Annotated in this window: 17 protein-coding genes; 10 read left to right on the top strand and 7 right to left on the bottom strand. The window is 40.7% G+C overall.

The genetic code is table 11. The features are described from left to right. Positions 1 to 5: 5 nt before the first annotated feature. The 4 genes from NSQ70_RS10805 to NSQ70_RS10790 all read right to left on the bottom strand — a co-directional run bounded on the left by NSQ70_RS10805 (position 6) and on the right by NSQ70_RS10790 (position 3,656). Positions 6 to 1,241 carry an MFS transporter gene (locus NSQ70_RS10805; protein ID WP_008343828.1) on the bottom strand — a complete coding sequence of 412 codons (1,236 nt, stop codon included), beginning with the start codon at positions 1,239 to 1,241 and terminating at the stop codon, positions 6 to 8. Positions 1,242 to 1,472: 231 nt separating this feature from the next. After that, a complete protein-coding gene (locus NSQ70_RS10800) occupies positions 1,473 to 1,817 on the bottom strand; it encodes a YolD-like family protein (protein WP_144679382.1) in 345 nt (114 codons plus the stop codon). A 15-nt stretch (positions 1,818 to 1,832) separates the two neighbouring features. Beyond that, complete coding sequence (locus NSQ70_RS10795; RefSeq protein WP_135009215.1) at positions 1,833 to 3,065, bottom strand: DNA polymerase IV; 1,233 nt, start codon at positions 3,063 to 3,065, stop codon at positions 1,833 to 1,835. 141 nt (positions 3,066 to 3,206) lie between these two features. After that, a complete protein-coding gene (locus NSQ70_RS10790; protein WP_024718948.1) occupies positions 3,207 to 3,656 on the bottom strand; it encodes a YfmQ family protein in 450 nt (149 codons plus the stop codon). A gap of 282 nt (positions 3,657 to 3,938) precedes the next feature. Here NSQ70_RS10790 and NSQ70_RS10785 point away from each other — a divergent pair, with 282 nt between their 5' ends. Together NSQ70_RS10785 and NSQ70_RS10780 are read left to right on the top strand one after the other, a co-directional pair. Continuing rightward, positions 3,939 to 4,418, top strand: coding sequence for a GNAT family N-acetyltransferase (locus tag NSQ70_RS10785; RefSeq protein WP_007501073.1), 480 nt, complete (start codon positions 3,939 to 3,941; stop codon positions 4,416 to 4,418). Then, positions 4,415 to 5,389: a GNAT family N-acetyltransferase gene (locus NSQ70_RS10780; protein ID WP_039165852.1), complete on the top strand. Its 975-nt coding sequence runs from the start codon at positions 4,415 to 4,417 to the stop codon at positions 5,387 to 5,389. Before NSQ70_RS10785 ends, NSQ70_RS10780 begins: the two co-directional genes overlap by 4 nt. A gap of 17 nt (positions 5,390 to 5,406) precedes the next feature. Here NSQ70_RS10780 and NSQ70_RS10775 read toward each other — a convergent pair whose 3' ends face one another. Then, a complete protein-coding gene (locus tag NSQ70_RS10775) occupies positions 5,407 to 6,114 on the bottom strand; it encodes an expansin EXLX1 family cellulose-binding protein (protein WP_203143429.1) in 708 nt (235 codons plus the stop codon). Positions 6,115 to 6,326: 212 nt separating this feature from the next. Here NSQ70_RS10775 and NSQ70_RS10770 point away from each other — a divergent pair, with 212 nt between their 5' ends. From NSQ70_RS10770 to NSQ70_RS10760, 3 genes are all read left to right on the top strand, one after another. Continuing rightward, positions 6,327 to 6,653, top strand: a complete 327-nt coding sequence (locus NSQ70_RS10770) for an iron-sulfur cluster biosynthesis family protein (protein WP_039165847.1) — start codon at positions 6,327 to 6,329, stop codon at positions 6,651 to 6,653. A 12-nt stretch (positions 6,654 to 6,665) separates the two neighbouring features. Then, positions 6,666 to 6,905 carry a YqkC family protein gene (locus tag NSQ70_RS10765; protein WP_008343836.1) on the top strand — a complete coding sequence of 80 codons (240 nt, stop codon included), beginning with the start codon at positions 6,666 to 6,668 and terminating at the stop codon, positions 6,903 to 6,905. 300 nt (positions 6,906 to 7,205) lie between these two features. After that, positions 7,206 to 8,468 (top strand): Rap family tetratricopeptide repeat protein, encoded by a 1,263-nt coding sequence (locus NSQ70_RS10760; RefSeq protein ID WP_144679387.1) that lies wholly within the window; start codon positions 7,206 to 7,208, stop codon positions 8,466 to 8,468. A 24-nt stretch (positions 8,469 to 8,492) separates the two neighbouring features. On the opposite strand, the gene NSQ70_RS10755 is transcribed toward NSQ70_RS10760, so the two are convergent. After that, complete coding sequence (locus NSQ70_RS10755; protein WP_234925058.1) at positions 8,493 to 9,422, bottom strand: alpha/beta fold hydrolase; 930 nt, start codon at positions 9,420 to 9,422, stop codon at positions 8,493 to 8,495. Positions 9,423 to 9,541: 119 nt separating this feature from the next. On the opposite strand from NSQ70_RS10755, the gene NSQ70_RS10750 reads away from it, so the two are divergent. Both NSQ70_RS10750 and NSQ70_RS10745 read left to right on the top strand, forming a co-directional pair. Continuing rightward, positions 9,542 to 9,766 carry a YqkE family protein gene (locus tag NSQ70_RS10750; RefSeq protein WP_041091974.1) on the top strand — a complete coding sequence of 75 codons (225 nt, stop codon included), beginning with the start codon at positions 9,542 to 9,544 and terminating at the stop codon, positions 9,764 to 9,766. 299 nt (positions 9,767 to 10,065) lie between these two features. Next, the gene (locus NSQ70_RS10745) at positions 10,066 to 10,353 is read left to right on the top strand and encodes an LCI fold-containing protein (RefSeq protein WP_057079335.1); all 288 of its coding nucleotides are present in this window, start codon (positions 10,066 to 10,068) and stop codon (positions 10,351 to 10,353) included. A 188-nt stretch (positions 10,354 to 10,541) separates the two neighbouring features. On the opposite strand, the gene NSQ70_RS10740 is transcribed toward NSQ70_RS10745, so the two are convergent. Beyond that, complete coding sequence (locus NSQ70_RS10740; protein ID WP_008343842.1) at positions 10,542 to 11,468, bottom strand: aldo/keto reductase; 927 nt, start codon at positions 11,466 to 11,468, stop codon at positions 10,542 to 10,544. Positions 11,469 to 11,636: 168 nt separating this feature from the next. Between NSQ70_RS10740 and NSQ70_RS10735 the strand changes: the two genes are divergently transcribed. From NSQ70_RS10735 to NSQ70_RS10725, 3 genes are read left to right on the top strand one after another with little or no spacing between them, the layout of a single operon-like run. Continuing rightward, positions 11,637 to 12,194 (top strand): NUDIX hydrolase, encoded by a 558-nt coding sequence (locus NSQ70_RS10735; protein ID WP_203143426.1) that lies wholly within the window; start codon positions 11,637 to 11,639, stop codon positions 12,192 to 12,194. Then, on the top strand, positions 12,191 to 13,372 hold the full coding sequence (locus tag NSQ70_RS10730) for a TIGR00375 family protein (RefSeq protein WP_203143424.1): 1,182 nt from the start codon (positions 12,191 to 12,193) through the stop codon (positions 13,370 to 13,372). The genes NSQ70_RS10735 and NSQ70_RS10730 overlap by 4 nt, the downstream gene beginning before the upstream one ends. Beyond that, on the top strand, positions 13,359 to 13,811 hold the full coding sequence (locus NSQ70_RS10725; RefSeq protein WP_135009209.1) for a GNAT family N-acetyltransferase: 453 nt from the start codon (positions 13,359 to 13,361) through the stop codon (positions 13,809 to 13,811). Before NSQ70_RS10730 ends, NSQ70_RS10725 begins: the two co-directional genes overlap by 14 nt. Positions 13,812 to 13,837: the final 26 nt, after the last annotated feature.

Raw genomic sequence — 13,837 nt, 5'->3', positions numbered from 1 at the left:
TTTTTTTAATGACCTCCACTTACTTTCACAGCCACGGCAGCCGCCGTCCGTTTTTTTAGGCGATAGTATCCGATAAGTAAAAACGGAACGCCTGCAGCGGTGACAATCGCCAAGACTGAAAAAATAGAAAGGGGATGGGCTGCGCCAAATAAGTCAATACACAATCCTCCGACAAACGGTCCGACGACGCTACCGAGCTGAGAAAACCCCATTGCGCCGAAGTATGATCCTTTCACTTCAGGTTTTGCAATATTGTCTACAAACAGATCCATCATCGCAAAGAGCAGCACTTCACCAATCGTAAACACGACAATGATGAAAGCAAGCGTACCGAGACTTTGTGAAAAAGCAATGGCAAACAAACTGCCTGCTAGAAGCACGTTCCCAGTCGTTAATGACAAAATCGTTGAATAGCGCTTAGCGATCATAATCAGCGGGTACTGAACGACAATGACAACCACTGCGTTTAAGGATAAAAGATACCCAAACAGTTTAGGGCCATCCTCAATCATAGGGGATGCCGATAAATATTGAGGCAGTGTTGAGCTTAGGTGTGAATAGCCAAATGAACATAAAGTAACGCCAATGAGGATGATGCTAAAGACCGTATCTTTCTGAATAATGGAAAGAGCTTTTTTGACGCCGATTTGTTTGGTGCTTTCTGGAGCAGCCACTGGATGCTTTTGAAATTGCCATGCCAGCGTTAACCCGTACAACAAGTAAATGAGGGCAGCGACGAGAAATGGAAAAGTCGTTTTTGATGACCCGAGATATAAGCCAAGCAGCGGGCCGAAAATGACACCAATGTTAATGGCCGTATACCGTAAGTTAAAGACAAACAACCGAATGCTCGATGGGGTGACATCGGATAAGAGTGCTTTAGACGTTGGTTCAAACAGCGCCCGGCACAGTCCATTTAAAGCATTCATAAAAAAGAAGACCCAAATGGCATCTGCAAATGCGAAGCCAACAAAGACAAGTGTCCAGCCAAAGATGGATAAAAGCATGACCTTTTTTCTGCCGATTCGGTCGGAAACATAGCCGCCGTAAAAACTCGCAACAATCCCAATAAGAGAGCTGACGGCAATGATCAATCCAGCTGAAGAGGCTGAGGCGCCTTTGACTTGTGTCAAATAAACGGCTAAAAAGGGAATGCTCATGGATGTCGCCATTCGGCCAAATATCGTGCCGATGATGATCGTCCAACTAAGTGGATGTAAAGTGCGTAAGTTATTTTTCATGCTGTGTCTCCCCTGAGTTTGTAAGATGTTCCAATCATACATGAAAAATTGTGCAAATTAAATACACAATTTGATGGAGGAGTCATCCGTCAAATGACAGAGAAGCTTGAACCATTCCGTTCATTCGAAGAGCATATGGCTCGTTCTCAAGGTTTTAAGCCTTGATGGGTCATAATTTTTTCAGAAAAACGAAGCGTGTTTTTCAATGATCATGTTTTCGTTTTGCGAAAATCAATTGAGATCGATGGCAATAATTTGATGTAAGGAAAGGTTTAGAACATCTTCGTCATTCACGATTTTCATTTGGCGTGTTTCATAATGAATGGCTTTCACCCAGCCCCAAAACTGTGCTTTCATGCCGGATGAGACATATGTCACGCAAATCGCTTGATCCTCGGTAATCGACTGTGTGATCAAAACATTCATTTCCTCTAGTTGATCGGAGCTGAGCGATAGAGGTGTATATTCTTTTTTCTTTCGTTTTTGAGCAAGTAGTTGCTCCCGGTGCTCTGGTAGCATCATTCGGCTTGATTCCCACATGATGTTGTATCCAGGTGTTAATTTATTGGGATTCATGCTTGTTCGCCTCCGTTATTTGTAATGCCCGCCAATTTTTTCGGCGCGGTGATATGCCTGCCCTGCGCTTGTCAGTGACGAAGCATGCAATAATGCCGCAGGTCCATATTTCAGATGGATTTCATCAAATACTTTGCTGAGTTGATCTTTCTTCAAATGATGATCAAATAAAGTCAGCTGATAGTGGCTGTCAGGCTGCAGTTGTGAGAGGGTAATGCCTACACTGCGAATGGGCTGGCCATCCCAGTGCTGCTGGCATAGCTGAATCGCTGCCTCTGCAATATCTGAGCCATACTGTGTCGGTGAATGAAGCTTCATTTGTCGATGAAAGCCTGTTGGATGTGAAAAATCAGCCCCTCTTACACCAACAGACACCGTTTGACCGAGATAATGCTTAAAACGTGCCCGCCTAGCGACTTCCTCACTCAATTCAAGAAGAGCGACTTTGATCTCCTCAAAAGATGCGTAATCACGGGGAAGGGTCATATGATGCCCAACGGCTTTTTGTTGATCATGTGTGTGAATAGTGACTGGGGAGGGATCGTGTCCTAAAGCTGTTCGCTGCAGAAGCTCCCCATTGATTCCCCAGCGTTTTTTTAATCGGTCTAACGGATAAGTAGCAAGTGTGCCAATGGTACTGATGCCCATTCGTTTCAAATGATGCTCCATTCGTTTGCCGACGCCAAATAATTTTCCAATTGGAAGCGGCCATAAATCAGCAGCAACCCGGTCGGCACTCAGTTCATAGATGCCGGATGTGTTTTTTTTGGCAAAATGGTCACAGGCCATTTTAGCGAGCACTTTATTAGGGCCGATGCCCACACGTGCGTAAATGCCAGTCTGATTCATAATCGTTGTTTGTATATGTTGAGCGATCTTATGTGGAGAGCCGAATAGTGTAAGACTGCCTGTAATATCAAGAAACTGTTCATCAATGGAATATGGCTCGACAAGGTCTGTGTATTGTTCAAGCAGTTCTGTAATCATGACAGAGACATCGAGATAGCGCTGCATACGTGGACGTACAACCACTGCTTCAGGACATTTCTCCTGTGCTTCCCATAACCTTGATGCATTTTGTACGCCACGTTTCTTCGCGAGAGGGCAGGCTGCTAGGACGACTCCGCTTCTTCGTTCTGGATCTCCAGAGACAATGAGCGGTACATTCTCCAAATGAGGCGCCTCCACCTTCTCGACTGATGCATAAAATGACTGCATATCCACAAGCAGAATGGCTCGTTCATTCATTGTACTTCACCTCTAGGAACGTATGTTCTGTATCTATTGTAAACAACATGAGGTGAAATTCATACTGGTAAATCATTCAAAAGCTGTCCATACAAAAAAGACGAAGTGGTGAACACTTCGTCTCGTCTGCTGCAACGATTGTTAGGCATGTGCCATGTTGTGGAATGTTTGGAGCGGTTCAGAACGCAGACGATAAGCCATCAGCTTTTTCTTTGGCTTATGTGTAAACTGCCGAACCACATCCACATGGTCATCATAATGGAACAGATAAAGCGTGACATCATGTTTCCCATGCTTTGTTTGCATAGTAAGCGGCGCTGGCCCTTCATTCGGATGAAGAAAGCGTTCTTCATCACCAGGGTAAATATAATAGCGTTCAATAAAGATCGCATCATTAAAATGTTGAATGATTTCAGATGCTCGCTGCTCATCAAGCGAACGACCTTGAAAAGTAATATTTGTTTGCTCACTTGTTACTTTAGCATGTACGGCGTAGCGGCTAAAAAGGCGCTCAACAACACCAGAAGGCAAAGAGGTGACAAGCAGCTTTAAAAGACTAAATACAACAAGCGAAATAACAACCCAAACCAATCTCATCATCTCCAATAAACATTTGTACCATTTCCTATATGAACCATCTTAACATAACAAATGAATGAAACTTTCGCACAAAAAGTGAACTTTTTGAAATAAGTGTGAAGATTTAAAAGGAGATGACGGCTGAAAGACGAAGAACCAACAAGTGAATATGAAAAAAGACAGGCATACTGTCTTTACAACCATTTGATCAGACAGTAGACTATTGAAACAATCGCATTTTTGAGAAAAAACGAATCAAAGGAAAGCCAAAATGGAAAAAGGGGCGAGGCCATCATGATACGTCAAGTGAAACCGTCAGATTTTTACGCAGTCACATCCGTCATTCAAAGCTGGTGGGGAGGCAGAGATTTGCGTGCAAAATTGCCAAAGCTCTTTTTTGAACATTTCCAGCAAACAAGTTTTGTTGTCGTTGAAAAGGGAGAGCTGATCGGCTTTTTGGTTGGTTTTTTATCGCAATCTCATTCGGATGAAGCCTATATTCACTTTGTTGGCGTCCACCCAGATCACCGTAAATTAAAGATTGGTAAAATCCTCTATCAAGCTTTTTATGAAGCGGCTGAAAAGGAAGGAAGAACAACAATTAAAGCTGTCACAGCTCCTATCAATAAAGTCTCCATTGCTTACCATACAAAACTCGGGTTTCAGATAGAAAAGGGAGATAAAACAGTAGATGGCATCTCAGTCTTTTCAGATTACGATGGCATTCATGAAGACCGTGTGTTATTTGTGAAGAAGCTGGAGGCAATGAAATGATTGTTTATTTAGATCACACAATAAGTGATGTAGCAAAGCAGATTTTACATATTCAACTAGCTGCATACCAACAAGAAGCTGAACAAATTGGCTATGCTGATCTTCCGCCATTAAAAGAGACCATTCAAGATGTCATGAAAGCAAAAGAGCAATTTATTGGTTTTCAGCAAAATGATCTCTTATTAGGTGTAGTCTCTTATGAAGAGCTGAAAGATTGTTTGATCATTAGTCGATTGGCTGTGCATCCAAAAGCGCTAAAGCAGGGTATTGGAACAAGACTTATGTCCACAATCATAGAGAAGAATGTGCCGATAGAACTGACCACAGGGCAGGAAAACACCCCTGCAAAAAGGCTATATGAAAAATTAGGGTTTTTTGAAACAAATGTCATTCATGTGGAAAAAGAGCTCACCCTATCAAAAATGAAATGGACACCGCGACGCAAGGTTGAGGTTGTCGAATTCAAAAACGAATGGCATGAAGAATTCCGTCAAGAAAAGCAGCGACTCAAGCAAATCATTCAAAAGAGCTGGATAGAAGGATACCATATAGGCAGCACGTCAGTTACAGGACTTGTTGCCAAACCAATTATAGATATATTAATAGAAGTAAGCGATATAGAAGAGATTGATAGAAAAAAAGAGAGATTTGAACACCTTGGATACGAAGCGCTCGGTGAAAATGGTATAAAAGGGAGACGTTTTTTTCAAAAGGGTGGCTTGAATCGTACGCATCATGTCCATGTGTATGAAAGGAATCATCCTGATGTGAAAAGACATTTATTGTTTCGAAATTACTTAAGACTCCACCCAGAACGAGCTGAAGCGTATGCGTCTGTCAAGGAACAATTAGCAAAGCAGTATCCGGAAGATATACAAAGCTATATGGCGGGAAAGAATGAAATCATAAAAGAAATAGAAAATGAGGCATATCGCTGGGATAAAGAAGGAAGAGAGGAAGCTCTTAAATAAGCTGCCTCTTCATCTCGTTAATTAGGAAACTGAACATTGCCTTTTACAATATAGGCCTGTGAAACAGCAGTAGATGGAAGAGCGGGTAATTGATCCTTTACTATGACCCCGCGAATATCTGTGATTCGAACAGGAAGAGATGTAGACCCCATATGAAAGTCAAGGAAATGGTTGTAGTCTGTCTTTTCCATGTTCACCCATTGTCCATCTTTGTAATATTCCATTTTCATAACCGGATATTTATGATTGCGCACTTGAATCGCAGCCCACCACTCACTGCTACCTTCTTTTATTCTGTAAGCTACATTTCCGCTAATCGGTGCTTTTATAATTTTCCAACTAATTGGGATTTTCCCATCTTCCATATTGCCAATTTTGGCAAAGGCATTAGGAGAAAGATCAAGAGCTCCTTTTGCTCCTTCTGGATATTTATCGGTTACATACACAACGGTCTTTCCTTTTGGCCCCGTTACTTCAAGGTAAGCCCCTGCAAGTGCCGCATTTACCCCTTTATAGTTATAGTCATGGGGATTTAAAGCTGTAATTTCCATGTCAGAGGGAATAGGATCTAATAAAGCGGCGCCCCCTGAGTAACCAGATCCCGTATAAGTCGCATAGCTTTCTCGTACTTCATCAAGGATAGATGCCGCTTTCATGTTGGGCATAGTGAAACTCAACATCAATATCAGCGCCCCGATAAAGCAGAGAGATAATCTTTTTTTCACGATCTAAAACCTCCTGTTTCTTCTTTTAAAATTGATAGCGTCATCAGTATAATTCTAAAAAACAGGATGCAGAAAGAGCCAATAGATAGATATAATCCTAGTGAGAAGAGCGTGTATTTCAAAGAGTATGACTTTCGGATTTAGTCGTGTGTCATGTTTTATGGTGTTTTATGTGTTACAATGTAAGCATCAATTTAAAAAGGATGTTCGCCATGTATATTCACATCACAGAACTGGCTAAAACGTATATAGAAAAACAGCAAACAGGAAACGGAACGAAGGAATTACTGCTTCGCTACGATTCAGAAGGTTGTGGCTGTGCAGTGAGTGGCGTACCGATGCTTTGGTTAACAAGTGAAAGAACAGGTGAATGGGAACCACTTAAAAATAGCCAACATTTAAAACTATATATACACACAGCACAAAAGGTGTTTTTTGACGAGGAAATGACGATTGATTTTAATGAAAAAGCCAATACACTTATGTTGAAAAGTCCTCAACAAATACTCAGCCCGAGAATGGGTATACTTGTAAAGTAAGGTGGAAACGTAGTGGATCAAAAGCTGAAAGTGATACAAAATACGGCACAAAATAAAACGTGGGTGTCGTTTTTAAATAATAATCATCCATATAGCCTTTTGCACTGGTCAATCGGTGGAATGGATTCAGTAAAAAAGGACGTCTGGCTTCTCCAAGATGAAGTCACATTTGAAACGGAAGAATTTCCAACGCTTGAATTAGCAGTCAGTTGGATAAAAGAGAATATGGAACACGTAACAGATGTGTTATAAGCCCTTTGCTGAAGAGGGCTTTTTTTGTGCCATCATCATCTCATCAAACAGGAGAACTGTCTAATTTGAAAAATGAGATTTTTCAACGATAAAAAGTCATTTTTAACAAACATTTAGACAAAATGAGAAAAATAGAAAGAGAAAAATAGAGACTGTAAATGCCGAAAAATCGGCAATGAAAGCGGTTATTGCGGGATACCGAAAACTTTACGAAAAACGACATTTCATATTTCTTCCATTCGAGGAAATATGATAGAATACAACATGTATCGTACATGAGGAGGGAGGTGCTAAGGTGAATTGAAGCTCAAGCTGTCATCGCCTCAGGTTGGAATCAAAATAAACGAATGGTATAGGCAGATTTGCGGATTTCATGTCATGAAAGCAGAGAAGCTAAAGGCCGAGATCGAGCAGGAAATCCTTGAGATGGAGCAAGATCAGAACTTGCTGCTTTTTTACCAGCTGATGGATTTTCGACATAAGGTCATGCTTGAATATTTTGAACCGGCAAAAAAAGCCTCGAATGATGAGGAGATTAAGAAGCTTCTAGAAACAATTGAACATTCGCAGACCAAATTAACAGATATGCTTGAATACTATGTTCATTTTTTTACAGGAATGTTTGAATTTGAACAGAGAAACTATTTGAGCGCCATTGCTTATTACCGTTCCGCAGAAAAAAAGCTCAATCTCATATCAGATGATATAGAAAGAGCAGAATTTTATTTTAAATTAGCAGAAATATACTACCACATGAAACAAACCCACTTTTCGATGCACTATGCTTTGCAAGCGTTAGATACGTACTCTGCCTACAGAACGTACACGCTGAGAATCATCCACTGTGAATTTGTCATCGGTGCAAACTATGATGATTTGAAATGCTATGAACATGCATTGCCCTACTTTAAAAATGCTCTAAAGCGAGCACGCTTAATTGGAAACCCTCGAGTCATAGGTTCGGCCCTTTTCAACTTAGGTAACTGCTATTACCAAATGAACGATCTTGCTACAGCAAGTCGCTATCTCAAAGACTCTCTTGAAGTGTTTGAAAAGGAGAATTTAACCCATCTGAATCGCTCTCTAGACCCACTATTTATGCTGACCCAAATCCTGTTTAAACAAAAACAAATAGAAGAGTCGTTAACCCTCTATCAACAAGGTATTATGAAAGCCTGTGAATTAGAAGATGAAATTTACATCTGCAAGTTTCAGTTTTTAAAAGCATTATACGTTGATGCAGAAATAAAAATCATAGACGATACATTAGATTTGTTGGAGGACAAGCGTTTATACCCAGATATTGAGGAACTGGCACTTGATGCGGCTCATTATTATAATGAGCTTGGATTATTTGAAGTTTCTACCCGGTATTACGAAAGGAAAATTCAAGCCATATCAAAAATTCAAAATGGAGGTCATTTATATGAAAATGAGTTTGATAGTTCTTTTATTGGCAGCAACTGCAGGGTTATCGGTCATGAGTCAGCAGCAATCGGAAGAGAGCCATATGGAGCTGGCGGGCAGACACCATACAACAGTGGTGACTATCGTATAAGTTAGCAAAAAGAGGAGACGAACGGCTGTTCATTCTCCTCTTTCATTTTGATTGAAGTGAAATGCTTCCAAAAATGCTTCGACCTCTTGTTCATAGACTTCCTTATTGTCACTATAAGACATCGCATGCGCACCATGTGGCGCAATAAATAGCCGTTTATCACCTTTTTTGCGTGCGTATAACTGCTCGCTTTGCTCACAAGGGATATAGTCATCATGGAGGCTATGAATAAAAAGGATAGGTTCTTTCACCTGATCGATTACATCAAGTGGAGAAACTTGCCGAATGCTGTATCCGTCCCGCCATTTCAACACTTGATCACTTAGTGGAAGAATCCACTGTCCTGAAAGACGAAAATCTGTTTTTAATCGATACAGAAGCTGATCCTCAAAGGAAGCAAAAGGACAATCAGCGATGTAAAAATTGGCGTTTGCATCTGGTTTTGCAGCATATAATAAAGTTGTGACTGCGCCCATCGATTCTCCGTGTATCCCAATGATTGTTTTTTCCCCAAGCCTTTTTCTCAGCCACTTGACGACTCGAGCCAAATCTTCTTTTTCATAATATCCATAGCTCGTTGTTTTTCCGCCGCTCATCCCATGTCTTCTATGATCATAAAGCAGTACATTCCATCCAAGCTTTTGGAATAATTTCATATACTTCACGGAATTGATCAAACTGACTGTAACCCCGTGACAAAGAACGATGGTGCGTGTTGTATGAGGGAGCGGTACAAAATAGCCATGAAGATCATAACCAAATGTTGAAGGAATACAAACTTTCTCTTTTTGCAGCTGTTGAAACTCCTCGTGATGATAGTGCCCTTCATCTGATTCTCGTTTGATGAGCTCTTCATCCGTTAATTTTCGTATATACATCATTTTATTGGTAAAAAAAATGCCGATTGCAGCGAGTGGAAATAATACCAAGGCGAGTATAGCGAGCCATTTCTTCTTCAAGCTGATTCTTCCTTTCCGAAGGGTTTCTATGAAGATCATACCACATGTTGGGAGTTTGGCGTGACTCTTGCTGAGCAAATAAAACGGATGATACACTAAAGCAAAAGGAGAGAGGCAAAGTGAAAAAGAGCAATCAAGATCAAGCAAAGCTAAAGGACGGCATAAAGGATGATGTGAAACAGCAGCTCCTTCAAATGAAGCAGAATCTGGCCGCCGAGACAGAAAAAAGAGAAGAACAAAAACGACAAGACCTCCTTCGGCAACAGAAAGAAAAAGAAAAAAATAAAAGCTTCTCAGAGCTGCTAGATGAAAGTCATTTAGACTGGAGAAAGTATAAAAGTTAAAAAAGGGAGCTACGATGCTCCCTTTTTTATGTTATATCATTGAGATGAATACATACTACATGAGCCTGAGAGAAAACACGTCTAACTCCCTCGTATCACTTCATTTCAGAATCGCACAATAGGATTTTACGTTCAAACCAAAACAAAACGTATTTTATAAACGATAAATTAAAATGAGGAGTATTGATTTATTTAAATTCCTATTTATCCCAAAAATAGTAGTTAAGACCCTTTTAGGAAAGAGTCATTCCTCTTATAATTAAGGTGTATTACAAAATTTGGGAATGGAGATGATTCACATGAAATTGAGAAGAACAATGACTGGAGTTGCTTTATCTTTAGGCTTGCTTTTACCTATTTCTGGACAAGCTCTTGCTACAAATCATTCAACGGATGCAGATCTGCGTACGAAGGCTACTAAAATTGTAGATTGTTCCGAAACTCCTTTTAAAAAAGAAACGAATAGATTATGTATGTACTCAGATAATGGTGTTTTTGCAAATAGTTTCAATAATTTCGGTACTACATTTTATTTTAAAGGCAAAGCTGGAAATTATGGATATTATGAAAGTAGCAGCAAAAGTTAATTAGTCAACGGGGGCTTTTAGCCCCTCAGTCTTAGAGGAAATCTTGATTAGCTCGCTGCTGTTGGATGAACGGGAAACAAAACGTAAGTGGCAAGTTGTTCTCCTATTTGCATGTAGAACATGAAAACGAACATCCATATATACATACGCTAAAAAGAGATCACATACATGTGATCTCTTTTTGCTTTCTATTGATTCAAACGATGCGTCTCATACACAGACTGTTTTGTGAAATATGACAAAGCTTTTACTTCTTGGTCGCTTAATGAACGTGCATTTGCCGCTGCCACATTTTCTTTTAACTGTTTCACCGAGCTTGCGCCAAAAACAACAGAGCTGACTGCAGAATGCTTGAGCAAGTATTGAATGGACAGCTCTGTCAGTGATAGGTCATAAGCGACTTTCTTTAACGAAGGAATGATTTGCTGGAGCTCTTCAAATGAATATTCAAGATACCCGTTCTTTTGAATCGCCGCACTTGCTTGCGAAAGGGGTTTTTCTGTTAATAATCCTTTTGCTAAAGGACCTCTTGCCACGACACTAATGCTTTGTTCTTCAAGAAGAGAGAACCATTCTTCTGGGCGGCGGTCGAGTAAACTATATTGCATCATCACACTCACGATATTTGATTTTTTGGCGTATTCTTTAATGACATTTGGACGGATTGACGATATGCCGTAATAGCGAATGACACCTTCTTCAACCAATTCTTCAAATGCCTCGATGGTTTCGTCAATTGGATCGTCAATTGTGCCGCCATGCAATTGATATAAATCAATATAATCTGTTTGAAGTCGTTTCAGGCTTTGTTTCACTGCCTCTTTTATATATGCTTTTGAAGGATCCCAGTCCCAGCCAGGTTTGCCTTTTTCAAAGCGGTTGCCGCCTTTAGTGGCCAAAATCAAATCTTGGCGTCTGTTCTTAATGGCTTCCCCGACGATTTCCTCATTTGTTCCAAAATCATATAAATCAGCTGTATCCAAATAGTTAATCCCAAGATCAATGGCTTCATCTAATAAAGAGAGCGCTTTTTCTTTTTCAGTCCCAAGGGACATACATCCTAGTGCCGCCTCACTAACCAAGAGATCAGAGGTGCCAATTCGTCTTTTTTTCAATTCAATCACACTCCTATCCTTTCACATTAAGTGAAACAATTCTGGAATTCAAGCTAGGTGATTTCAAAAGGCGCATTGAAGTAGGCATCCGCATTTTGGCTTCTCCTAAAACATCTATGTTAAAATGAATGAAGTAAAAAGTGAAAGTAGAACGAGGAGCTGACAAAATTGAAGGACTTTGAAGAAAAAACATTATCGTCAAAAACATTATATAACGGAAAAATCATTGACTTGGTTCTTGAAGATGTAGAATTGCCGAACGGAAAACCAGGCAAACGCGAAATTATTAAACATCCAGGTGCAGTAGCCGTCATTGCACGTACAAACGAAAATAAAATCATTTTGGTCAAACAATACCGTAAAGCACTGGAGAGAGCCATCGTTGAGATTCCGGCTGGAAAATTAGAAAAAGGAGAAGAGCCAGCACATACAGCGCTGAGAGAATTGGAAGAGGAGACAGGCTATACAACTCAGGAGCTCCAAAAGCTGACCGCCTTTTATACATCACCAGGGTTTGCGGATGAAATTGTTCATATCTACCTTGCCGATCAGCTGGTCCCGCTTGAAGAGAAACGAGAGCTGGATGAGGATGAATTTGTCGAAGTGATGGAAGTTTCATTAGAAGAAGCGCTGCACCTCATCGAAAAACAGCATATTTATGATGCAAAAACAGCCTATGCCATTCAATACTTACAATTACAAGAGGTACTTAAGTCTACAAAATGAGGGAATTCTTTGCAGATATCCATATTCATATTGGTCGAACAAGAACAGGCAGGGCTGTCAAAATTACAGGTGCAAGGTCACTGACTATTGACCAAATTCTCATTGAAGCGTCTCAAAGTAAAGGGATGGGGATGATTGGTGTCATTGATGCACAATCTCCTGAAGTACTAGAAGAATTGATAGAAGGTGTAGAGGAAGGCACGTACACTGAACTAAGCGATGGCGGTTTATCATTTGGAAAGACCGTTTTGCTTTTAGGCAGTGAGCTAGAAATCAATGATGACCAATCAAAAGGTCCTATTCATGTGCTTGCCTTTATGCCCACGCTTCGTAAAATGTCTGAGTTTTCCGCATGGCTTTCTCTTCATATGAAAAATGTGCATTTGAGTTCACAGCGGTTATATGTGGATGGGAGAACGCTTCAGCATAAGGTGAAGGAACTAGGGGGATTATTTATTCCTGCCCATATTTTTACGCCGCATAAAAGTTTATACGGCAAAGGGGTCAATACGTCTTTAACCGAAGTATTCGATCCAGAACTCATTGATGCTGTTGAGCTTGGCCTTAGCTGTGATACGTCTATGGCCTCCCAGCTAAGTGAGCTAAACCGCTATCCTTTTTTAACAAATTCAGATGCCCATTCTTTAGGGAAAATTGCGCGGGAATATACTAAGACCCGAATGGATCATGCCTCCTTTGCTGAATTCGAGCTAGCGCTTCAAGGAAAAGATGGCAGAAACATCACTGGAAATTATGGGCTCGCTCCGCGGCTCGGAAAGTATTATCATACGACTTGTGAGAAATGCGGAGTAAGACCTGACAGTCAGGAGCAAGAACAGTGCGAAGCATGCGGCCATACCCGAATGACAAAAGGGGTGAGTGAGCGGTTAAAGGAGCTTGCTGACCAAGAAAGTGACAAAGGAATAAGACCTCCTTATGTTCACCAGCTTCCCCTTCAATTTATTCCAGGTGTTGGAGCCAAAACGTTAGAAAAGTTAAAAGCTGTCTTTCATACAGAGATGAATATTCTTCATCAAGCAACAGAACAAGAATTAAAAGCGGTCCTGCCTGAGAAAACAGCCGATTACATCATCAAAGCAAGAAGAGGTGAAGTTGGACTGATCGCTGGCGGAGGCGGGGTCTACGGTAAGGTGGATATCAATCATGAATCAACTTAAATGGACATGTCACACATTTGAACAACTGTCTAAAGAAGACCTTTACCTGATTTTAATGGAAAGAGTGAATGTGTTTGTTGTAGAACAAACATGTCCTTATCCTGAAATTGATCATCGTGATCAAGAGGCGCTGCATGTAATCGCCAAAGAGAACGGCACAATTGTGGCTTATTGCCGCATTTTCCAAAGCGGGATCATGTACAAAGAGGCATCCATTGGCCGTGTCCTTGTGACGAAGACCGGCCGAAAAAAGGGTTACGGGAAGATCCTGCTCGATCAGGCGATAAAAAAGCTCAGTGAATTAGGCGAAACAAAGATTAAAATCCAAGCACAGGCTTATTTGAAATCGTTCTACGAATCGTTTGGCTTCGAAGCTGTCTCAGATTGTTATGATGAGGATGGAATTCCGCATCTTGATATGGTGAGAATAGAAAGATAGGCGTGTATACGTCTATCTCAGCGTGT

Origin of the sequence: Bacillus sp. FSL R5-0397 (assembly GCF_038593395.1) — a bacterium.
In the GTDB taxonomy this organism is placed as follows: Bacteria; Bacillota; Bacilli; order Bacillales; family Bacillaceae; genus Bacillus; species Bacillus altitudinis.
The sequence above is the reverse complement of the archived record's forward strand: the minus strand, read 5'-3'. Positions and strand labels throughout refer to the sequence as shown.

Coding starts and splice junctions, on each gene's coding strand:
- NSQ70_RS10785 (WP_007501073.1), top strand. CDS start 3,939: ATGATACGTCAAGTGAAACCGTCAGATTTTTACGCAGTCACATCCGTC.
- NSQ70_RS10800 (WP_144679382.1), bottom strand. CDS start 1,817: ATGAATCCCAATAAATTAACACCTGGATACAACATCATGTGGGAATCA.
- NSQ70_RS10805 (WP_008343828.1), bottom strand. CDS start 1,241: ATGAAAAATAACTTACGCACTTTACATCCACTTAGTTGGACGATCATC.
- NSQ70_RS10745 (WP_057079335.1), top strand. CDS start 10,066: ATGAAATTGAGAAGAACAATGACTGGAGTTGCTTTATCTTTAGGCTTG.
- NSQ70_RS10725 (WP_135009209.1), top strand. CDS start 13,359: ATGAATCAACTTAAATGGACATGTCACACATTTGAACAACTGTCTAAA.
- NSQ70_RS10780 (WP_039165852.1), top strand. CDS start 4,415: ATGATTGTTTATTTAGATCACACAATAAGTGATGTAGCAAAGCAGATT.
- NSQ70_RS10730 (WP_203143424.1), top strand. CDS start 12,191: ATGAGGGAATTCTTTGCAGATATCCATATTCATATTGGTCGAACAAGA.
- NSQ70_RS10770 (WP_039165847.1), top strand. CDS start 6,327: ATGTATATTCACATCACAGAACTGGCTAAAACGTATATAGAAAAACAG.
- NSQ70_RS10795 (WP_135009215.1), bottom strand. CDS start 3,065: ATGAATGAACGAGCCATTCTGCTTGTGGATATGCAGTCATTTTATGCA.